This is a genomic window from Salegentibacter salarius (assembly GCF_900168265.1).
In the GTDB taxonomy this organism is placed as follows: domain Bacteria; phylum Bacteroidota; class Bacteroidia; order Flavobacteriales; family Flavobacteriaceae; genus Salegentibacter; species Salegentibacter salarius.
This window is the reverse complement of record NZ_FVZF01000015.1, coordinates 13833-36348: the sequence shown is the minus strand read 5'-3', so window position 1 is coordinate 36348 and position 22516 is coordinate 13833. Positions and strand designations below refer to the sequence as shown.

The following is a 22516-nucleotide window of genomic DNA, read 5'->3' as shown; positions in this document are numbered from 1 at the left end:
TTGTTTCAGAATCTATGATATTAGAACCTGAAACAAGTTCAGGTTGACGTAAGAAATAACTCTTTAAGGGCGTTCTAAAAAATAAAAATCCCCAGGCCTTAGCGCTGGGGATTTTAGATTCTATATTAAAGCAGAAAAATTATTTCTTTTCTTTAATGGCTTTTGCCTTACTTTCTTTTTCTGGCTTGGCCGGTTCGTTGAGTTTTTTACTCATTTCCATAGAAATGGAAGAACGATCAAAAGTTATTTTTCCTGCTCCGGTTTCTATAATTACCGCATTATTCTTTTCGCTAAAGTCAACGATTTTTCCGTGCATACCACTTTTGGTTACCACACGATCTCCGCGTTTTAATTCGGAAGCAAAATTACGTTCTTGTTTAGCTTTCTTCATTTGTGGGCGTATCATAAAAAAATACACCACCACAAACATTAATATTATTGGGGCAAACTGGGTTAATTGATCCATTTACTAACTAGCGTTTTGTTCGGTTTCTACAAAGGCTTTAATTCTAAGACGCTCTGTACCTGCTTCTGTATTTGCGGTTACTGTAACTGTTTTAGTTACCTGCCCGTTTCCAGAACCATTAAATTTCACCAACATTTCACCAGTTTCTCCCGGTTGAATTGGTTCTTTAGTATAAGATGGTACTGTACAACCACAAGTACTTCTTGCATTTGTAATTACCAATGGCGCCTGGCCGGTATTGGTGAAAGTAAAAGTATGCTCTACATTTTCACCTTTTGGAATATTCCCAAAATCATGTTCAGATTCTTCAAACTCCATTTTTGGATAAACAGTAGCCTGCGCATCACGTTCTGCAGCGCTTTCTACATTTTCAGCTTTAACTTTTTCTGAGGCGTTATTGTTGTTATCTTTACAAGAAGTAAATAGCAGCGCCCCCACTGCAGCTAACATTAAGATTCCATTTTTCATAATAGTGAACTTTATAATTTAATTTTTAAAATTAAGAAATTTTATTCATTACATAAGGCCTCGCCCTACTTTATTTAACTTATTATCCTCCTTATATTCTTTAGATAATTTATCTAAAACTCCATTTATAAAAATACTGCTTTTTGGAGTACTGTATTCCTTTGCCAGCTCCAGGTATTCGTTGATAGTAACCTTTACCGGTATTGAAGGAAATTTAAGGAATTCACAGATCGCCATTTTCATAAGGATCATATCAATTTCTGCAATTCGGTCTTTATCCCAGTTTGGGGTTTTACCCAGCATTTCTTTTGCCAATACATCATCATTCAAATAAGTTTTTCTGAATAACTCTTTAGCAAAATCCTTGTCATCATCATTTTTATAGAGATTCCCAAGCTTCATATTTTCAGCAGAATTTGGCTTTAATTTCTGAAGGAACTTTAAAACTGCAGTATTCACAATGGGTAGATCGTCTATCCAGGTAAGTTTTGCATCTTCCAGGTAATCGTAAAGCTTCTCATTAGGAGCAATAATTTCTTTAAAAACAGCGATGATAAACTCTTTATCTTCCTTGAAACTGGATTCGCGAGTTTCCATATAATTTTCATAGATATCGCTTTTCTTTAATGCTTCCCAGATAATCTGCACATAATCATCATCCCTTTTCCAATGGGTTATTTTTCTTGATTCCAGGGCATCCTGTAAACTCTCGTTATTTTTGAAAATCTCAAAAATAGCATTGGAAATAAATTTTTTGTTGGGATCTTTTTCCTCGCTGGTAGCAAGGTGCTTTTGTTGAGATTTTTCTAAAAAGTTTTCGGCCTGGCCTTTCAACTCTTCAATTAGGCTTAATTGAACCAGAAAAAGATCGTACATCTCTTCCATACTCTTAAGCAGGAATTTTTCCTCGGTTCCCAGGTTGTCGTTTTGGCTTTGGTTAAAGGCGTAAAGTGACTGCATTACTTTAACCCGAATATGTCTTCTTGTCAACATAAGTGTAAAAGAACTTTTTAGAATTAGAAAAGGCGAAAGAATATTCTTTCGCCTTGCAAAAATACCAAACTTTTGAAATTGACTACTTCAAATTCTGATTTTTTCTATCATCAATTCGTTGCTGTGCAATTTTAAGTGCAGCAAAGTGTGAGGTCATATCATCTTTATCTGCTTTGCTTAGAATTTCTAATGTTGTATTGTAAATATTTTCTGTTTTACGCATAATTTCCTTCTTATCGTAATTCTCAAGTTCAGCGTAAACATTTATAATTCCGCCGGCATTAATTAAGAAATCTGGAGCGTAAACAATCCCTCTTTCTCTAAGAATTTTTCCGTGAGTAAGTTCATCGGCTAACTGGTTGTTTGCGGCACCGGCGATTACTTTAGCTTTAATGCGCTTTACAGTTTCATCGTTAATGGTTGCTCCAAGAGCGCAAGGTGCATAAATATCTACTTCGGCACCATACACATCAGAACCTTCAAAAATTATAGCTCCGTACTTATCTCTTACTGCTTCAAGTCTTTCTTCGTTAATATCGCTGATATAAACTTTTGCACCATCCTGGGTTAAATGCTCTACCAGGGTTTCACCAACGTGTCCAATCCCCTGAACCAATACGGTTCTTCCTTCTAGATCGTCACTTCCAAATTTATGTTTTGCAGCGGCTTTTAGGCCCATAAAAACACCATAGGCTGTAATTGGAGACGGATTACCGGCACCACCTTTATCTTCAGAAATACCGGTTACGTATTTAGTAACTTCACGTACAGTGTCCATATCGGCAGTTTCCATTCCTACATCTTCAGCAGTGATATATTTTCCGCTAAGCGAATCTACAAAACGTCCAAAGCTCTTCATTAGTTCTGGAGTTTTTTGTGTTTTAGCGTCGCCAATAATAACAGCTTTACCGCCACCAAGATTAAGTCCTGTAATTGCACTTTTAAAAGTCATCCCGCGAGAAAGACGTAAAACATCATTTAACGCTTCCCATTCGGTACTGTAGTTCCACATTCTGGTACCTCCAAGTGCTGGTCCTAAAACCGTGTTATGGATACCAATAATTGCCTTTAAACCTGTATCTTTGTCGTTGCAAAAAACTACTTGCTCGTGGTTATCAAAAGAGAGCTGACCAAATACTGGTGCAGACTTTTTTAGTTCATTTGCATTTAGAACATCAACTTGCATAACTTGTTACGTTTTATAAATTAGCGTTTTCATTTTTTCTGAAAATCACTGTGCAAAAATAAAGAATATTTCAACAAAGAGGTTTTTAAAACGTGTTAAAATAACATATCCTCAAAATTTAGCTTTTTTTACCCTTAAATGAAAAACCTTAAGCACCTAAATAAATATTTCCTTAAATATAAATGGAAACTATTAATTGGTCTCGTGATTACTATTGTGGCCCGTATTTTCGCGCTGTATTATATTCCGTTAATCGGAGATTCTACTGACGCGATAGAGCAATTTATAAATGGCGAAATAAGTACTACGGAAGTACTTAAAACCGAGCTTGCGGTTAATATTGCGCTAATTATAGGCTCTACCTTAATTGCAGCATTTCTTACCTTTTTAATGCGCCAAACCTTTATTGTGGTTTCCAGAGATATTGAGTTTGATCTTAAAAACGAGATCTATAAACACTACCAGGAACTCTCGCTTAATTTCTATAAAAAGAACCGTACCGGCGATTTAATGAATAGAATTAGCGAAGATGTTAGTAAAGTAAGAATGTACCTTGGGCCGGCAATTATGTATACGGTAACTACCTTTACTTCTACCGTTGTTGTTTTAATTTTTATGGTTCAGGCAGCGCCAGAACTCACTTTGTATACGGTTGCTCCACTTCCGGTTTTAGCATTTTCTATCTATAAAATTAGTGTTGCCATTCATAAACGCAGTACTGTAGTGCAGCAATATCTTTCTCGGCTTAACACTTTTACACAGGAAAGTTTTAGCGGAATCGCTGTGATAAAATCCTACGGAATGGAAAAGCAGATCAACCATAATTTTGTGGATCTCGCTAATGGAAGTCGCGATAAAAACATAGACCTCGTTAAAGTACAGGCGTTCTTTTTTCCGCTTATGGTTTTGCTAATCGGGATTAGCAATGTGTTGGTGATTTACGTTGGTGGTAATCAATATATAAGTGGCGAAATTGAAAATATTGGGGTTATTGTAGAGTTTCTTCTGTATGTAAATATGCTTACCTGGCCCATCGCCTCTATTGGTTGGGTAACTTCTTTAGTGCAACAAGCTGAAGCTTCCCAAGAGCGCATCAACGAATTCTTAAAGGAAAAGCCCGAAATAACCAATAAAAAGGAGACACCAGATGAAATTCACGGTAGCATTGCCTTTAAAAATGTAAGCTTCACCTATGATGATACAAACATCACTGCCCTTAAAAATGTTTCTTTTGAAGTTCAGAGCGGGGAAACGCTGGCAATAATTGGAAAAACAGGTGCAGGGAAATCTACCATCCTGGAACTTATAGGAAGGTTATATGATGTGCAAAGCGGAGAAATTAGTATAGACGATAGAAATATTGAAAACCTTAATCTAGATAGTTTAAGAAATAGCATTGGTTACGTTCCGCAGGATGCATTTTTATTTAGTGATTCTATTAAAAGCAATATCAAATTCGGGAAAACCAGTGCCAGCGATGATGAGATATTTGAAGCCGCTAAAAATGCTTCAGTACATAAAAACATCATTGGCTTCAGCAAAGGTTATGATACCGTTCTGGGAGAGCGTGGAATAACACTTTCCGGCGGACAAAAACAAAGGGTTTCTATTGCTCGTGCTATTATTCACGATCCTAAGATCTTATTGTTTGATGATTGCCTTTCAGCCGTAGATACCGAAACAGAAGAGGAAATTCTAAATAACCTCTTTAAAATTTCAAAAGAGAAAACAACTATAATTGTAAGCCATAGAATTTCTTCAGCAAAAAATGCCGATAAAATAATTATCCTGGAAGACGGCGCCATTGTACAACAAGGCACTCATTCCCAATTATTAAACCAGCAAGGCTATTACAAAGAATTGTACGCAAAACAGTTAAATGAAAAAGAAATGTGAAAATTTTTTGCTAGATGTTAAAAATTTTTAGATTTTTGAGCAGTACTAAACCAAAATATTTAAAGAATCTATTTTATGAGCGACAAGGGAATGATGGAGAAAGAAGAAATATTCTCTAAAGTGCTGAGAGCCGGAAGAAGGACTTACTTTTTTGATGTTAGAGCAACTCGTGCTGACGATTACTACCTAACTATTACTGAAAGCAAAAAGTTTACCAACGACGATGGTTCTTTCTTCTACAAAAAACACAAGATCTACCTTTACAAAGAGGATTTTGCAGGCTTCAATGAAATTCTGCAAGAAATGACAGATTTTATCCTCAATGAAAAAGGAGAAGAAGTAATTAGTGAACGTCACCAGAAAGATTTCAAAAAGGAATATGAAACTTCTGAAAATGGAGTCGCACAGGGCGCTTCGCCAGAGAAGTTTACCGATGTGAGTTTTGACGACATTTAAATTTTAGCTTCAAGATTATACAAAACCGTCCCGAGATATTCAGGACGGTTTTTTTATATTTATATCCCAAATAAAAAACCACATGCAAAAACTTCTACCTTTTCTAATTTTCTGTATTTGTTTTAACTCAATTGCTCAGCAAGAATTTGAAGATCTTAGTCTTGAATATTACCTGCCTCAAGATGTAAGCTATAACGAAGAAATTCCCAAACCCCAGGATGTTATTGGTTATATCCCGGGAGAATGGCACGTTACCCACGATCTACTTTTAAATTATATGCGGGAACTCGCCAGGGTTTCGCCAAGAATAAGTATTGAAAACCGCGGGGAAACCTATGAGGGGCGTCCACTTATTTTACTCACTATTACTTCAGAAGAAAACCACGAGAATTTAGAGGAAATTCGCAAAAATCACCTTGCATTAACCCAGGAGAATGCCTCTTCCTTAAATGTAGAGGAAATGCCTATTGTGGTAAACCAGGGATTTTCTATTCATGGAAACGAAGCCAGCGGCTCTAACGCCGCACTTTTAGCTGCTTATTACCTGGCTGCTGCTGAAGGTGAAGAAATACATGAATTATTAGAAAATACTATAATTCTTTTTGATCCTGTCTTTAACCCCGATGGTTTACAGCGTTTTGCGTATTGGGCCAACACCAATAAAAGCGAAAATATAAATCCCGATCCACAAGACCGGGAATACAGCGAAGTTTGGCCAGGCGGCAGAACTAATCATTATTGGTTTGATATGAACCGCGACTGGCTGCCTGTACAGCTACCAGAATCCCAGGCTCGCATTGAAACTTTTCATAAATGGATGCCGAATATTTTGACAGATCATCACGAGATGGGCTCTAATTCCAGCTTTTTCTTCCAGCCGGGAATTCCTTCAAGAACGCATCCGTTAACTCCAGATCTTAACCAGGAACTTACCAAAGAAATAGGCACTTACCACGCTGAAGCTTTTGACCAACTAGGCTCCTTTTATTATACCGAAGAAAACTACGACGATTTTTATTACGGAAAAGGTTCTACTTTCCCCGATATTAACGGAAGTATAGGAATTCTTTTTGAACAGGGAAGTTCACGAGGCCACGCCCAGGAAACCGATAATGGTGTTTTAACCTTTCCATTTACCATTAGAAACCAGTTTACGGCAGCGCTTTCAACCTTAGAAGCCGCTAAAAATATGCGGAAAGAAATCCTGAACTATCAGCGTAATTTCTATAAAAATGCTCGCAATTCAGCTGAAAATGGCGCCTATGTTTTTGGAAGTGACAAAGATGCTTCGGCAGCTTATGAACTGGCAAAAATACTTAAGAAACACAAAGTAGAGATACACAAATTAGAAGAGGATTTAAAAACCAAAGGCGAAACTTTTAGAAAGAATTCGGCTTATGTAGTTTCTAAAGATCAACGGCAACACAGGCTTGTAAAAGCGATGTTTGAACGCCGCACCGAATTTGAAGACAGTTTATTCTACGATGTTTCGGCCTGGACGCTTCCGCTAGCCTTCAACCTGGATTTTGCTGAAGATATTAAAATAAAGGATGCCGGAGAGAAAATAGAAAAGCTCTCAAAACCGGAAATCCAGCCCCTGGAAAAAAGCAGCTATGCTTATGTTATGCAATGGCACGATTACTATTCGCCCAAAGCTTTAAATATGATCCTGGAAAAAGGACTTCGTACAAAAGTAGGCATGCAGCCTTTTACTTTAGCGAATTCAGAATATGATTATGGAACAATTCTAATCCCGGTTCAAAATCAAAAATTAGATTCAGATAAAATGTATGAATTTCTGCAAAAAGTCTCTGAAAAATCTAATGTGCAAATTGAGGCAATAAACACAGGATTAACCCAGGGCGTAAACCTTGGAAGTAACCAGTTTAAAGCACTTGAACCTGCAAAAGTAGCTTTAATTGTTGGCGATGGAATCACGCCCTACGATGCCGGAGAGATATGGCACTTATTTGACCAGCGTTATAATATGAAAATTACAAAATTGGACACAAGAAGGTTTTCTCGCGCAGATCTAAGCCGATATACCGATATTATTCTGCCAAACTCCTGGGGTAGTGCTTTAGAAAAAAGTGATATAGAAAAACTTAAAGAATGGGTTCGTGAAGGCGGAACTTTAATTGGTTATCGCAATGCAGCACGCTTTTTTGAAAAAGAAGATTTTATGGATCTGGAAATTAAAAAAGATAGCCTGGTAGCCGAAAATATTAGTTTTGAAGAACGAAGAGATTTTAGAGGCGCCCAGGGTATTGGAGGCGCTATCTTTGAAGCAAATATAGATCGCTCACACCCGGTAAACTTTGGTTACAGCAATGATAAACTTGCCTTGTTTAGAAACACTACAATTTTTGTAGAAGCCGATGAACAAAGCTATAACAACCCAATCCAATATACCGAAACCCCTTTACTGAGTGGTTACATTAGCGCTCCCAGGTTAGAAGCTATTGCAGGTACAGTACCATTTAAACATACTGGAATGGGACGCGGTAATGTAATTCTATTTACCGATAATACTAATTTCAGGGCTTTTTGGTACGGCACTAATAAATTGTTGATGAATGCTATCTTTTTTGGCGACGAAATGTAATTTTTGGTTCACATCACGCAACCATTATGGCATTGTTGCATCTATAGGATAGAACCTATACCTTCAAAAAGATGAAAAACTTATTTCTAATATTTTTATTTGCAACCATAACAAGCTGCTCTACCACTTTTAATAGTCCGGCAGACCTTGACACTAAAGAAATTACCGGGAAATGGCAATTAACAGAAGCTCTTGCCGATCCCGGTGATGGAAGCGGTACCTGGCAAACAGTAGAAAACGGCAGGACCCTGGAATTTGATGAAAATGGAATGGTTTATTCTTCTACAAGTTTCTGTTACGGTGAGGAAATTAATGAAGCTATTTTCGATGATTCAGAGAAAATGATTAGCTCAAATTGTGCTGACAGAAATGTTGAACTAAGCTACGAATTGAAAGAAGGTAAGTTATTTGTTACTCCACATAATCCAGGATGCGTTGAAGCCTGTGGTAGTAAATATAGTAAGATAGAAAATTAGGTTTTTATCCTACTCGCAGTCCATTTTGCACTCTAAAATCGGGGTTTAGTAGCACGATATCATTATCTTCTCCTACTGCACCCAAAACCAAACATTCGCTCATAATATTTGCGATTTGTTTCTTCGGAAAGTTTACCACCGCTACGATTTGGCGATCTAACAATTCTTCCTTTTTATAGCGTTTGGTGATTTGAGCTGAAGTTTTTCTTTCGCCAATGTTTTCTCCAAAATCTATAAGCATTTTATAAGCCGGATTTTTAGCTTCAGGAAAATCTGAAACTTCAGTGATGGTTCCAATTCGCATTTCTACTTTTTCAAAATCCTTCCAGGAAATTTTCATTACGTAATTTTTAAGCCCAATTTAGAAAAAAAGCGGGTATTCCGCAGTGAATTCGTAAATTACCTGGAGCGAGCCAGTGTGAAATAAATATGAAATAATATTTTAATTTTGAGGAAAGCCTCGGAGCATTTAATCTCGATTATCGAGTAAATTTAAAAGAAAAAACTATGGCCAGAACTGCTTCAAATATGATCGCTTTGGGTACACCGGCACCAGATTTCAACCTCGTAGATGTAATTACAAGCAATAGGTATTCTCTTAAAGATATTAGGGGCTCGAAGGGCACATTAATTATGTTTATTAGTAACCACTGCCCTTTTGTAAAACATGTAAACGAAGAAATAGTGAGATTGGCTGGTGATTATCGTGTTTTAGGTTTCGGGTTTGCTGCAATCATGAGTAATGACGTAGAAAATTATCCTGCAGATCATCCAGATAATATGAACGAGGTTGCCAGAAAACACCAGTATTCTTTTCCCTATCTCTACGACGAATCTCAGGATGTCGCAAGAGCTTATAAAGCTTCCTGTACGCCAGACTTCTATCTTTTTGATGATAAATTAAAACTAATCTATCGCGGCCAATTAGACGATTCCCGCCCAGGAAATGGAATTCCGGTAAACGGAAGACATTTGCGCGATGCTATGGATGCTGTACTTTCTAATAAAAAAGTCCCCGAAAATCAAAAACCCAGTATGGGCTGTAATATTAAATGGAAGTATGCGCCGGAATCCTAAATTTAAAACTTTGTTCAGTTTCAATTACTAAAAAATTACAATCAGTTAATCTTATCACAAAGCAAGTAAATCCTATTGGTATAATAGGTTTTACTGAATATTATTCTTTAATTTTATAGTACGAATCACTAAAAAAGACAATATTATGAGCGAATTAAAATTAGGAGATAAAGCACCAAATTTTGATGCCGAAACTTCAGAAGGAAAAATCAATTTTTATGATTATTTAGGAGATAGCTGGGGAATTTTATTTTCGCACCCTGCAGATTATACACCGGTTTGCACCACCGAATTAGGAACGGTGGCAAAATATAAAGATAAATTTGAAGCGCGTAACACTAAAGTAATGGCTTTAAGTGTAGACGGTGTAAAATCACATAAAGGCTGGATAGACGATATTAATGAAACCCAGAATACCACGGTAAATTTTCCAATTATTGCAGATGAAGACAAAAAAGTTTCTAATCTTTACGGAATGATTCATCCAAAAGCCGATGATACGCTTACGGTACGGTCAGTTTACGTGATTGGACCAGACAAAACCATCAAGTTAATGATCACCTACCCGGCGAGTACAGGTAGAAATTTTGATGAACTACTTAGGGTTATAGATTCGTTACAACTTACCGCCTACCAGAAAGTAGCCACACCGGCTAACTGGAAGCAGGGAGAAGATGTAGTGATTAGCCCTTCGGTTTCTAATGAAGATGCAAAGAAGATGTTCCCAAAAGGTTTTAAAGAGGTAAAACCATATCTTAGAATGACGCCACAGCCGGATTCTAAGTAAGACGAACTACTTTTGTATGTCATCCTGAATTTACATCGAGATTCTAAGCTTTTATAATTTGCAACAACTTAGATCCTGAAATAAATTCAGGATGACGTCATAAAAAAATACCTCACAGGTTTTTGAAACTTGTGAGGTATTTTTTTATTTAAGTTCCCCCTTCGGGGGTTAGGGGGCTTTTATTTCACTGCAACTAGCTCCACATCAAATACAAGGGCTGCATTTGGTGGAATAACACCACCGGCACCACGTTCTCCGTATGCCAAATGCGAAGGAATTACGAAACGAGCCTGGTCTCCCACATTTAAAAGTAGAATACCTTCGTCCCATCCGCTAATTACGTGCCCTACTCCTACCGGAAATTCCAGCGGCTGATTTCTTTTATAAGAAGAGTCAAAAACGCTACCATCGGTTAGCATTCCTTTGTAATGTACAGAAACGGTTTGACCTTTTTCAGGTTTTGCTCCTTCTCCCTTTTTTTCAATTTTATATCGAAGTCCGCTTTCTGTGGTTTTAAAACCCTGGGATAGTTTTCCCAATAATTCTTCCTCCCTTTTCTTAGCGGCTTCTTCTCTTTTGGCTTTGGCGCCATCAAATTGTCTAAAAGACTCTACAGCGTTAAAATTTTCTGCTTTTTCACCAGATCTAATAATCTCTAGCTTTTCAATTTCATCACCCTGCTGAATGCTATCTACTACATCCTGACCCTGAATCACGCTACCAAAAACAGTATGTTTCCCGTCTAACCAGGGAGTTTCTGTATGAGTAATAAAAAACTGACTTCCATTAGTTCCGGGACCGGCATTTGCCATAGAAAGTTTTCCGGGAGCATCGTGTTTTAGTTCCGGGTGAATTTCATCTTCAAATTTATAACCGGGACCGCCAACTCCTGTTCCCTGTGGGTCACCGCCCTGAACCATAAAGTTAGGAATCACCCTGTGAAATTTAAGTCCGTTGTAATAAGGTTTTCCCTGAGGAAAAGCATCATTTTCAATTTTACCTTCGGCAAGTCCAACAAAGTTTCCAACCGTTCCCGGTGCTTTTTCGTATTCCAATTCTACTAAAATCTGGCCTTTAGTAGTATAAAATTTAGCGTATAATCCGTCGTTCATTTTCTTATATTTTTTGAGAGGCAAAGGTATCCATTTTTAGTCTAATGCTTTTAATATACCTTTTCTCCATTTAAATATGTTTCTAAAACTTTAATTTCAGGGATTTCTGAATTCTTAACTTTCATAATATCCTTATCCAAAATAATAAAATCGGCAAATTTCCCGGCTTCTATACTTCCTTTTTCTTTTTCTTCAAAATTTGCATAAGCCGCCCAAATGGTCATTCCTTTTAAGGTTTCTTCCCTTGAAAGGGCTTGTTCTTTCATAAAACCATCTTCGGGAAAATTATCGGTATCCTGTCTTGCAACCGCAGCATAAAAAGTAAGAAACGGACTTACCTCTTCCACGGGAAAATCGGTTCCCAAAGCGAGAATTCCGGCTTGATCTAATAATTTCTTATAGGCATAAGCCCCCTGTATTCTTTCTTCACCTAAACGATCTTCGGCCCAGTACATATCGCTGGTTGCATGGGTAGGTTGAACAGAAGGAATAATATTCTTGCTAAAATATTTAAAATCTTCTTCATCTATTACCTGCGCATGTTCCACTCTCCATCTTCGATTTTCATCATTCGCTAAAAGTTGATCATAAGTTTCTAAAACCATGTAGTTTGCCGAATCTCCAATAGCGTGTGTATTCAGCTGAAACTTTGACGCAGCTACACGTTCTGCTGTTTCTTTAAAATCTTCAACAGGCGAAAGCAAAGCTCCAAAATGGCCGGCACGATCACTATATTCTTCCTTCAAAGCAGCGCCTCTTGAACCAAGAGCGCCATCACCATAAAACTTCACAGAGCGTACATTTAATCTTTCGGTCTTAATAGGATCTTTATCTAAATAGTGATTAAGATTTTCCTCTGTATTACTAATCATAGCATAGAGCCTAATTTTAAGGCTTCCATCTTTATGAAGGCTATCGATAAGCTCTATGGTCTCTTTATCTATCCCAGCGTCTACAACTGTGGTCAATCCGTATTTAAACGAGAGTTTTTGCGCATCCATTAAAGCGTTTACCTGCTCTTTGGTAGAAGGAGCAGGTTGGGCATTGGAAACAAGCCCCATAGGATTGTCTATAATAATACCGGTTAATTCTCCGTTTTCCTGTTCAATATCTCCACCGCTAAAAGATGTTTCGGTGGTAATCCCGGCTTTATCTAAAGCAGCCTGGTTGGCTAAAAGCGCATGGCCGTCTATTCGAGTTACAGCAACAGGGGTATCGGGAAATAATTGATCTAAAGTATCTTTATTCGGAAACTCTTTATTCTCCCAATCATTTTGGTCCCATCCTCTACCGGTTATGAATTCCACATTTCGCTTATTCTGAAAATCAACAATGCGCTGCACTACCTCTTTAAAACTCCTGGTCCCGGCAAGGTCTACACGTTGTTGTTGCAGCCCCAGTCTATAAAAATGAGCATGACCATCTATAAAACCCGGGAAAATACTTTTGCCACCGGCATCCAGTTTTTCTGAGACTTTATATTTTTCCTGAAGTTCTTCAGCTGTTCCTATCTCAAGAAATTTTCCATCTTTTGTCACAAAAGCTTCCACAGTACTAAAATCATCATCTACCGTATAAATTTCAGCATTATAAACCAATAGATCGGCTTCTGCTTTATTTTCAGAATTACAGGAAATTAAGGCGATACTTAAAAAGCAAAAAAGTAATATGTTTTTCATTTATTTATAATTTTAGATAAAAATAAAAAATGCGCCCGGTAAAGGCGCATTTTATTCAATTATTTAATTTATTAAGCGAATTTAAAAGACCGCATTAATAATTTGATCACGTATACTTTTATTAGCTGCAGCAGCAAGCGCTACCGAAACGAATAGACCAATCATTGCGTAAGCAAAATCTTTAAAGATCATCTTACCAGCCTTCTTACGGTGCTTCTTACCTTTTTTGTTTCTGGCCAAACTTATCGCTATTTCTCTACCGCCAATAATACCAAGGAATACCCAGGTAGTACTCATAGGCACTGTACTGATAAACAATTTATAGATAAGTAGAATTACATAAGTTAAATCTACTAAAGTTGCTGCACGAATATCTGATATTCTAGATTTTTCACTAACTACTTCCTGGATCTTATCTCCTCTCAGGTAAAACAAAAGTCCTAAACCTCCAAAAATGGTAAGTGCAAAGACTACAAATTGAAAAGCATCAAGGCTTCGTGGCAAGAATACGGCTATATTGGCGCCATCCTGCATTACCCAAACTCCCCAGAGCGTACCACTTACAATCCACTGAACGGCGGTCCAACTATTATTGAATTTCCTACTTTTAAAGTACTTTTTAATAAAATTATAGGAAAGATACCATACCAAAAATGACAGTATAAAGGCCATAATATAACCTGTCCAACTCTTCCAAACCACCGAGGTAATCCCCGAGGTATCGGCACTAAAAACACTTAAAATAAGGAAAGTGGTAGAAACCGGCATCTTAAGCCTGGTTAGAATTAACAAGACTAATGGCGCTATAATTTGAAAAAAGCTGAAAGACTCCGGGTGTGGATATGGAGAGGTTCCATCGGGCTTGAGAAGGCGTTGAAAGGTAACATCTCCATCAAAGTAGAACCAACTAAAGCTTACCACTCCAAGGAAAATAGTTCCCACATAGAGCCATAAAATCCACCAACGCTTAGCCTTATTACTTTCAATAAAAGTTCCAAGAGACTGGATACTATCATTCGCTACTGTTGCATAAGCAGCAAAGAAAAAACCAAGCCACATAGCGGCAGTTTTATTGCCGGTAAATATTCCGGCCATAATAATACCAACAATTACAATTGCAAGAAAAGCTTTTTCCTGAACCATAAAGTCCAGAATATTCAAATATGGACGGGACCGGTCACTCCTTTGAAACTTTTTACCTTTTGCCATTAAGTAGCTTTTTTATTTTTTTAAATATTTTAAATTTTAAGGTGTGGTAATTCCTCCTCAAAAATTGGATACAATATTAATTAGTTCTATTGTTAATTTTGAATTTTCAATGTTGTGTTATTGTTAAGGAATTTTCGACAAAACAAAACCACAATAGACTGAATTTAAATACTTCAAGTAATTTTAGTTGATAAATTGCGTTGATAATAATACAAAAAAGCACCTTAAAAAGGTGCTTTTTGAGATTTTGTAAGGATTTATTTATTAAAAATCGAACTTATAAGTAGCTCCTGCAAGAACTTGTAATCCCTGAACTCTAAAATTAGTCCAACGTTCATAATCGTTATTTAACAAGTTACTTCCTTTTGCAAATACAGAAAGCCTATCGTTAAAACGATAACCTAAATGAGCATTTACATCAAAATAACTATCCAGTGTAATGGTATTTAAGACTGGATCGTTTGAAGCCACTATTCTTTCCTGGTCAAAGCGCTCTCCTATAAAAAATAAATTAGCGCCGGTATACCATTGTTCGTTAATTTGATAATCGGCGTTCAACGAAGCTTTAAGATCTGGTAGGTTCCAGGCTTCGGCTTCCTCATCAGTATTATAATCAAAATATTCAGCATTTATTCCCAATCTAAAATTTTGGTTCACATCAACATTTAGTTCACCGGCAATAGACAGGGTTTTTACATCATCATAAACAACTTCAAAAGAATTCCCATAGGCATAATTTTCTGTCATTATATCATTTGCCCGGGGATTACGCTTCTTAAACAAGGCTTTATTAAATTGAGACTGATAACCAGTTTTAAAATTATAGGAAACTGCATTACTCAATTTCCCTTTTGCACCAACATAAGCATTGTACTCATTATCTGTTGGCCTTATTTCTATACTTGGAGAAACATAAGGGTTCTCCTGTATAAAATTATAATAGGTATTTTGTTGCAAGCCGCCTTCCAGGCCGGCGTAAGGCGTAAAATAATCACCACCCAGTCTATAACTTGCGGTTACTTTTGGATAGATATAAAAATTACCATCACTATTTTCAACATCCTGGCTATAATAGAAAGCTACACCAAGATCAAGGGTAAGATCATCTCTTAGAATTAATAAACTTGGGTTTATCCCGAAGTTCATAAAAGTATAATCATAGTTTCCGAATCCCAGAAACTCTTCTCCCATTTGCCCCTGAACAATATCAGTATAAACATTGGTTGTAATTAACTCATCTGCAATATTTACTTCAAAAGTACCGCGTGCATCAAAATGATTTTCTGAAGTTGAATAGGAATCGCCGGTATGCCTAAACTTTGCCCTGGCATTGTCGAAAAACGAATCGTAAAGCTCTATTTCTCCTCCTGCATATACTGAAAAGTAATTCTGAGAAGGATCTATAGCATTAATTTCATCGTTACTAAAGTTCTCATTTTGCGGTAAACCATACCAATTAAAGAGTTGGTGTTGAGCACCAATTTCGGTCTTCCAACCTAAATCGCGGGTTTTAGAATTATAGCTTAAGTTAAGCTCGGTATCATAAAACTTATCATCTAATGCAATACCATCTATCCCGCCCTGAGATGAATTATGATCTAAATAAATTCCAAAATTATCGCTTCGGTTTACTTCCAGGTTGCTGTAAAATTCAGCTAAAAGATTCCCGTAATTTCCGAAACCAAGACTTGCATAATTATCATAAACCTTTACGCGTCTTTCTCTTTCAACAGTGGTAGCACGCCCTTTTGCCGGGGTAAAAGTAGAAGCCACCGGAACTGAAAATATACTATACTGCACAGGTCGTTTTTCTGTTCTCACAGAATCTGACTGGCTAGGGGTTTGCTTTATTTTGTTAGCGTCTTTTACCGTAGGCGTATATGGTTTTACCACAGTCACGGTTTCACTATCTATAGGATCTTGAGCAAAAAGAACCCCGCCAATTAAAAACATACTTAAAAAAAGGCTCTTTTTTATTGAAAACATTTGCATATAGAAATTCTTAAATGTTAGGTTGAAAGTTGAATTAATTATTTGCTTCTACTGAAGAATTGGTTTTTGCAGCTTCTGTCTTTATTCTTGAAAGTTCCTGCTTGGCCTCCTGCACAATCTCAGGGTAATTTTGGAAGTTCTTAATTACATTTTCCAAAATATAAGTGGCCTGGTAAGTATCGTCTAACTCGTAGAAATTATCTGCCATTAAAACCAAACCTTTAGCACCCCAGCGTTTATAGCCAGAAAAATCTTTAGCCAAAATTTGAACTGCAGCATTGGAAGCTTCGTAATTTCCGCTTTCATTTTTAAAATAAGCATCATAATATAAAGCTTCAGCAGCCAATTCTCCTTTAGCTGTTTTTTGTACTTCTGAATAAGCACTTTTTGCTTTACTCATATTCCCTGAAGCAAAAGCAGCACGAGCTACAATTACACGAGCATCATTTCGCGCTTCTGAATCTGACTCTGAATTAGCCAAAACCTTGTCAGCATAGTTTGCCGCTTTATCTGGTTGATCTAACTCCAGGTAAGATTTCATAAGATTGGACTGTGCGAAAATTGTATTCTGCTCAGAGCTGGCTTGTTTCTCAAGCTTCTCTAAGTAACCAACCGCTTCACGATAGTTTTCATTTTCCAGCAAGATTTCAGATAATCTTGAAAGCGCCTGCTCGGTAAATTCATTTTTAGGCTTATCGGCTACAAAACGATAATTCGCTGCCGCTTTATCTTTATTTCCACCTCTGTAATATAACTGACCTAAATAAAAATTAGCGTTTATAGAATGTATTCCGTTAGGGAAACGTTGCAGGTAATCTTCAAATCCACTAATTGCGCGGTCATATTGATTATTGAAATATTGATTTTCAGCAGATTCATAAGTAGTGTTATCTAGATCGGCATCAGTTACTTCAACAAAATCTATATTTCGTACCCAGCTTGCGTATTCATCTGTACGGCCAAGATCTACATAAACCATTCTGGCAGTAGAAACTGCCTGCTTAGCTTCCGGCGTATTTGGATAATCATTAACTACTTTCTTCAATCTTTCTAAAGCCCGATTTCCATTATCGGCATTGTAATGAATTAAGGCCTGGCGCAACATTGCTTTAGGAACAAATGCGCTTTGTGGCACTTCTCTAATTAGCCTATCGTAAGCAGATAAAGCTTCGCCGGTATTATTGGCAGAAACATAGGTGTTCCCCAACTCATACATAGCATCGTCTCTAAAAGAAGATCGCGAATATTGATTTATAAAGCTTTTAAGCTCAGATATTTTAGTGTCTCTTCTATCTATAAAACCATAGCTCATCGCCTTTTGAAATGCAGCATAGTCGTTATCACCACTTAGCGAAAGTGCTTTATCATAAGCTTCAATTGCCGGCCAATACTGGCTACTTACAAAATAGGTATCACCAAGACGCAATAAAGCATCATTTCTACGAGCAACTTCATTAGAGCTATTTTCAGAATAGCGTTTAAAGAACTCTATGGCACGAGAATATTCATTCTTTTTAAAGTAAGCATACCCAAGATTATAATCCAGGTTTTCCAATTCTTCTGTGCCTTTTGCAGCATTCATACCGGCAAATTCACGATATCCAATTATAGCATCGTCAATTCGGTTAATATTATATTCACTTTCGGCTTTCCAAAAGGTTGCTTTTGCAGTTATTTCCTGATCTCTCGGTTCAGAAAGTGCTTTTTCAAAATTAGTGATGGCTTTTGCATAATCACCATCCTCATAAAGCTGAAGCCCGTAATAGTAAGCTACTTTCTGGTAAGCTTGCTTATCACTAAAATTTCGGTTATTCTCCAGTAAACGCATCGCTTCTTCATAGTTACCCGAAGTAAGGAAAGAATCGATCAACAAACTTTCCATAGCTGCCCTGTTCTCTGAATCTGGATACTTTTCGATAAAATTAATCAAGACCTGCGAAGGACTTTCGTAACTATTCCCAATCTCATAACTCAGTTTAGCGTAATTCATATACGCGTCTTCCTGAATTTTTGGATTAAAGTTCATCTCGCTGGCATTTTTAAAAGCATTTAAAGCCTGCTGCTTTTGGTCGGATTCTAAATAAGATTGCGCTAAGTGATAATAAGCGTTTTGCGCAATTTGATTTTTCCCGTCTATGATCTTATTGAATTCAGAGATCGCGTTTTCATAATCTCCCTGTTTATAATAAGCGTAACCCAGTTGATAATAATCGGTATTATTCCATCTTCCGCGTTCACCATCATATTCCTTCAAATATGGCAAAGCCTCTTCATATTGTTCTAAGTTGAAATAACTCTCCCCTATTATCTTATTGAGTTGAGAACGCTCTAAGCGATTAGCACTTTGTAATTGCTCTTTGGCCAGTTTAATAGCTTCCTCAAATTTGCCTAACTTGAAGTTCATATCGGCCTGGAAGTAAGAAAGGTCTTCGCTATAACGATCATTACCGCTTACCGCTTCAAAATTTTCATTGGCCGCTTCATAATCGTCGCCTTCATAAGCCATATAACCTATATAATATTTAGCCTGGGAACCAAATTCTTTAGAATCCCGGACTCTTTCTAAATACGTTCGAGCCTGATCATATTGTTTCGCTTTAAAATAAGCGTACCCGTTATTAAAGTAAAAGCGTTGTCGTTCTGCCCGGCTCATACTGTTTTCATCAACTTTATCATACCATTTGCGGGCCAATGAATATTTCCCGGTTTGAAAATAATAATCGGCTACATCTCGATAAGCTGAATTTGTCTTGGTACTGGTAGGGTATCTACTCACAAAACGCTCCATTAGTCTGTCGGCGCCGGGCTGATTTAACCTTACAGCGGCGTTGGCGATATAGTAAGCGCAATCGCCTTCAATTTTCTCGTCTTCGGTTTGCTCTTTAACTTCATCAAATAAATTTTGAGCAGCCAAAAATTGCTGATTATTATAAAGTTCAAGGGCTTTGTTAAATTCGGCGAGATCGTGCGTATAAGTAGCCGATCGCTGGGAAATTCCGTTAAAAGAAAAGAAGATTAAAACAACAAACAGTAAAATTTTGTTAGGTGTCATTTATAGATTTTTAAGTTGATGATTCAAAGATAATTTAAACCTTGCTTTAATAACGCCCATATAAAGTGATAATTATGTTAATGTAAAAAAAAGTAAACCAGCAGCTTTTGAAAAATGTATATTTACCAATAATTTTATCCCAAACTAAGCCTAAATATTTATGTCCAATACCGTCCTGGAATTAAAGAATGCTGCTATTTACCAGCGAGAAAGCCTTATTTTATCTGAAGTTGATGTAGAAGTAAATAAAGGTGACTTTGTATATCTTATTGGTAAAACCGGTACCGGAAAAAGTAGTTTTATGAAAACACTTTATGGCGATTTACCACTTACCGAAGGCGAAGGGACAATTGTAGATTATAATTTACGAACGCTTAAAGAAAAAGACATTCCTTTCTTGAGAAGAAAACTAGGCGTGGTTTTCCAGGATTTTAAGCTTTTAACCGACAGGAATATTAAAGACAACCTACTTTTTGTTTTAAAAGCTACCGGCTGGAAAGACCAAAAAGCAATGGAACATAAAATAGATGAAGTTTTAGATAAAGTAGGGATGAAATCTAAAGGCTTTAAATATCCTTATCAACTTTCTGGCGGGGAGCAGCAACGTGTTGCAATTGCACGTGCACTTTTAAATGATCCCGAGCTTATTCTTGCCGATGAACCTACCGGAAACCTGGATCCACAAACTTCGGTAGAAGTTATGGAGGTACTTCAGGATATAAGCAAAAACGGGAAAACCATTTTAATGGCTACACACGATTATGCTTTATTGCTAAAATATCCTTCAAAAACTTTAAAGTGTGATGGGCAACGTGTTTTTGAAGTTGTTCAAAAATCGGTTTAAGGCTGAACTTCATCAGCTTTTACCCTGTGCGGTTTTCTATTGATAAAGAGATAGTAGAAATTAACGCATACAATTACTGCGTTGGTAATAATTACCGGCCAGGAATCTATTAAAACTCCGTAGACAATAAAGAAGACACAGCCCAGGCTGTTTACGACTCTAAGCTTTATGATATTCTTCATAAAGAATGAAATCGCTACAAAAAAAGAGGAAAGGTAACCTATCCATTCTGTAAGACTAATTCCCAGAAATTCCATATAAAAAAGAAGAGTTTGTTTGAAAAGTTATCGAACTCGTCATTCTGAACTTGTTTCAGAATCTAACATTTTAGACCCTGAAACAAGTTCAGGGTGACGGAGAAAACAACCTCCAAACAAACTCTTTAAAGTTGAGTGATTAAACTATTTTATTTCTTTTTCGCTCGTTTTCTGTAAGATAGATTTTACGCAATCTTAAGTGACTTGGAGTAACCTCAACATACTCATCTTTCTGAATATATTCTAAAGCTTCTTCCAAAGAGAACTTAAGTGCTGGAACAATCTTCGCTTTATCATCTGCACCAGAAGAACGTACGTTAGAAAGCTTTTTAGTTTTGGTAATATTTACCGCCATATCATCCTGACGTGAATTTTCACCAATTACCTGGCCTTCATAAATTTCTTCTCCCGGATCTACGAAAAATTTCCCTCTATCCTGAAGTTTATCTATAGAATAAGGAATTGCTTTTCCGCGTTCCATAGAAATCAAAGAACCGTTCTGTCTTTGTGGAATTCCACCTTTTAACGGCTGATACTCTTTAAAACGGTGTGCCATAATAGCCTCACCTGCAGTAGCGGTAAGCAACTGGTTACGCAAACCTATAATTCCCCTTGAAGGAATCATAAACTGAATAATCATTCGCTCGCCACGGGTTTCCATGCTTAGCATTTCTCCTTTTCTCATTGTCACCATTTCTACAGCTTTTCCTGAAACTTCTTCAGGTAAATCTATAGTTAGTTCCTCTACCGGCTCACTTTTCTCACCATCAATCTCCTTAATAATAACCTGTGGCTGACCGATTTGAAGTTCGTAACCTTCTCTTCTCATCGTTTCGATAAGAACAGAAAGGTGCATTACTCCACGACCATAAACCAAAAATTTATCGGCACTATCAGTTTCCATTACCCTAAGGGCAAGGTTTTTCTCTAATTCCTTGGTAAGCCTCTCTTTAATATGCCTTGAAGTCACAAACTTTCCGTCTTTCCCGAAGAAAGGAGAATCGTTAATTGTGAAAAGCATACTCATTGTAGGCTCATCAATTGCGATGGTTTTTAGACCTTCAGGATTTTCAATATCGGCAACAGTATCACCAATCTCAAAACCTTCAAGACCAACAATAGCACAAATATCACCTGGCTGAACTTCTTCTACTTTTTTACGCCCAAGACCTTCAAACGTAAAAAGTTCTTTAATTTTTGTTTTTTTAATGCTACCGTCTCTCTTAACAAGTGAAACCTGCATTCCTTCTTTTAAATGCCCTCTTTGCACTCTTCCAATTGCAATTCTTCCTGTAAAAGAAGAGAAGTCTAAAGAAGTAATAAGCATTTGTGGAGAACCTTCCTGAACTCTAGGCGAAGGAATATGTTCCAATACCATATCAAGAAGTGGCTCTATATTATCTGTTTTTTCATTAGGATCGTCGCTCATCCAATTGTTTAGGGCGGAACCATAAACCGTTGGAAAATCAAGCTGCCATTCTTCAGCACCCAACTCAAACATAAGGTCAAAAACCTTCTCATGTACTTCATCTGGAGTACAGTTAGGCTTGTCTACCTTATTTACTACAACACATGGTTTTAACCCAAGATCTATAGCTTTTTGTAACACAAAACGTGTTTGCGGCATTGGACCTTCAAAGGCATCTACTAAAAGTAAAACCCCATCGGCCATATTCAATACTCGTTCTACTTCACCACCAAAGTCGGCGTGACCAGGAGTATCAATAATATTGATTTTGGTGTCTTTATAGACTACCGATACGTTTTTAGAAGTAATAGTAATACCACGCTCCCGCTCCTGATCGTTGTTATCCAGGATAAGATCTCCGGTGTTCTGGTTGTCCCTGAACAAACGGCAGTGATACATAATTTTGTCTACCAGGGTAGTTTTACCGTGGTCTACGTGCGCGATAATCGCGATGTTTTTAATAGCTGTCATATAAGCGCCTCATTTTTAAGGC

Annotated in this window: 19 protein-coding genes; 7 read left to right on the top strand and 12 right to left on the bottom strand. The window is 37.1% G+C overall.

The features are described 5' to 3' along the window. Nucleotides 1-139: 139 nt before the first annotated feature. The 4 genes from yajC to B5440_RS09525 all read right to left on the bottom strand — a co-directional run bounded on the left by yajC (nt 140) and on the right by B5440_RS09525 (nt 3113). Entirely contained in the window at nt 140-466 is a 327-nt protein-coding gene (gene yajC / locus B5440_RS09540; protein WP_070053409.1) for a preprotein translocase subunit YajC, read from the bottom strand. Nucleotides 467-469: 3 nt separating this feature from the next. After that, the gene (locus B5440_RS09535; protein ID WP_070053410.1) at nt 470-934 is read right to left on the bottom strand and encodes a DUF1573 domain-containing protein; all 465 of its coding nucleotides are present in this window, start codon (nt 932-934) and stop codon (nt 470-472) included. A gap of 48 nt (nt 935-982) precedes the next feature. Continuing rightward, nucleotides 983-1927 (bottom strand): transcription antitermination factor NusB, encoded by a 945-nt coding sequence (gene nusB / locus B5440_RS09530; RefSeq protein WP_070053411.1) that lies wholly within the window; start codon nt 1925-1927, stop codon nt 983-985. Between the two features lie 82 nt (nt 1928-2009). Continuing rightward, on the bottom strand, nt 2010-3113 hold the full coding sequence (locus B5440_RS09525) for a Glu/Leu/Phe/Val family dehydrogenase (RefSeq protein ID WP_070053412.1): 1104 nt from the start codon (nt 3111-3113) through the stop codon (nt 2010-2012). A 138-nt stretch (nt 3114-3251) separates the two neighbouring features. Here B5440_RS09525 and B5440_RS09520 point away from each other — a divergent pair, with 138 nt between their 5' ends. The 4 genes from B5440_RS09520 to B5440_RS09505 all read left to right on the top strand — a co-directional run bounded on the left by B5440_RS09520 (nt 3252) and on the right by B5440_RS09505 (nt 8546). Then, nucleotides 3252-5009 carry an ABC transporter ATP-binding protein gene (locus tag B5440_RS09520; RefSeq protein WP_070053413.1) on the top strand — a complete coding sequence of 586 codons (1758 nt, stop codon included), beginning with the start codon at nt 3252-3254 and terminating at the stop codon, nt 5007-5009. Between the two features lie 75 nt (nt 5010-5084). Next, nucleotides 5085-5465, top strand: coding sequence for a PUR family DNA/RNA-binding protein (locus B5440_RS09515; RefSeq protein WP_070053414.1), 381 nt, complete (start codon nt 5085-5087; stop codon nt 5463-5465). Nucleotides 5466-5547: 82 nt separating this feature from the next. Next, a complete protein-coding gene (locus B5440_RS09510) occupies nt 5548-8070 on the top strand; it encodes a M14 family metallopeptidase (protein WP_070053415.1) in 2523 nt (840 codons plus the stop codon). A gap of 71 nt (nt 8071-8141) precedes the next feature. Further along, entirely contained in the window at nt 8142-8546 is a 405-nt protein-coding gene (locus B5440_RS09505; protein ID WP_070053416.1) for a hypothetical protein, read from the top strand. A gap of 4 nt (nt 8547-8550) precedes the next feature. Here B5440_RS09505 and B5440_RS09500 read toward each other — a convergent pair whose 3' ends face one another. Further along, entirely contained in the window at nt 8551-8886 is a 336-nt protein-coding gene (locus B5440_RS09500) for a tRNA-binding protein (RefSeq protein WP_070053417.1), read from the bottom strand. Between the two features lie 167 nt (nt 8887-9053). On the opposite strand from B5440_RS09500, the gene B5440_RS09495 reads away from it, so the two are divergent. Beyond that, entirely contained in the window at nt 9054-9623 is a 570-nt protein-coding gene (locus B5440_RS09495; RefSeq protein WP_070053418.1) for a thioredoxin family protein, read from the top strand. Nucleotides 9624-9768: 145 nt separating this feature from the next. Then, nucleotides 9769-10410: a peroxiredoxin gene (locus B5440_RS09490; RefSeq protein WP_057481231.1), complete on the top strand. Its 642-nt coding sequence runs from the start codon at nt 9769-9771 to the stop codon at nt 10408-10410. A gap of 179 nt (nt 10411-10589) precedes the next feature. Here the strand turns inward: B5440_RS09490 and B5440_RS09485 are convergent, their stop codons facing one another. The 5 genes from B5440_RS09485 to B5440_RS09465 all read right to left on the bottom strand — a co-directional run bounded on the left by B5440_RS09485 (nt 10590) and on the right by B5440_RS09465 (nt 19454). Next, entirely contained in the window at nt 10590-11522 is a 933-nt protein-coding gene (locus B5440_RS09485; RefSeq protein WP_070053419.1) for a peptidylprolyl isomerase, read from the bottom strand. 50 nt (nt 11523-11572) lie between these two features. Beyond that, complete coding sequence (locus tag B5440_RS09480) at nt 11573-13201, bottom strand: amidohydrolase (RefSeq protein WP_070053420.1); 1629 nt, start codon at nt 13199-13201, stop codon at nt 11573-11575. Between the two features lie 81 nt (nt 13202-13282). Beyond that, nucleotides 13283-14410: a hypothetical protein gene (locus B5440_RS09475; RefSeq protein ID WP_070053421.1), complete on the bottom strand. Its 1128-nt coding sequence runs from the start codon at nt 14408-14410 to the stop codon at nt 13283-13285. Nucleotides 14411-14674: 264 nt separating this feature from the next. Continuing rightward, the gene (locus tag B5440_RS09470; RefSeq protein ID WP_317039368.1) at nt 14675-16396 is read right to left on the bottom strand and encodes a TonB-dependent receptor domain-containing protein; all 1722 of its coding nucleotides are present in this window, start codon (nt 16394-16396) and stop codon (nt 14675-14677) included. Nucleotides 16397-16436: 40 nt separating this feature from the next. Next, nucleotides 16437-19454, bottom strand: coding sequence for a tetratricopeptide repeat protein (locus B5440_RS09465; RefSeq protein WP_070053423.1), 3018 nt, complete (start codon nt 19452-19454; stop codon nt 16437-16439). A 160-nt stretch (nt 19455-19614) separates the two neighbouring features. Between B5440_RS09465 and B5440_RS09460 the strand changes: the two genes are divergently transcribed. Beyond that, the gene (locus B5440_RS09460; RefSeq protein WP_070053424.1) at nt 19615-20298 is read left to right on the top strand and encodes a cell division ATP-binding protein FtsE; all 684 of its coding nucleotides are present in this window, start codon (nt 19615-19617) and stop codon (nt 20296-20298) included. Here the strand turns inward: B5440_RS09460 and B5440_RS09455 are convergent. Next, a complete protein-coding gene (locus B5440_RS09455) occupies nt 20295-20555 on the bottom strand; it encodes a YgjV family protein (RefSeq protein WP_070053425.1) in 261 nt (86 codons plus the stop codon). The genes B5440_RS09460 and B5440_RS09455 overlap by 4 nt on opposite strands. A 139-nt stretch (nt 20556-20694) precedes the next feature. Continuing rightward, nucleotides 20695-22494, bottom strand: coding sequence for a translational GTPase TypA (typA, locus tag B5440_RS09450; RefSeq protein WP_070053426.1), 1800 nt, complete (start codon nt 22492-22494; stop codon nt 20695-20697). Between the last annotated feature and the right edge of the window lie 22 nt (nt 22495-22516).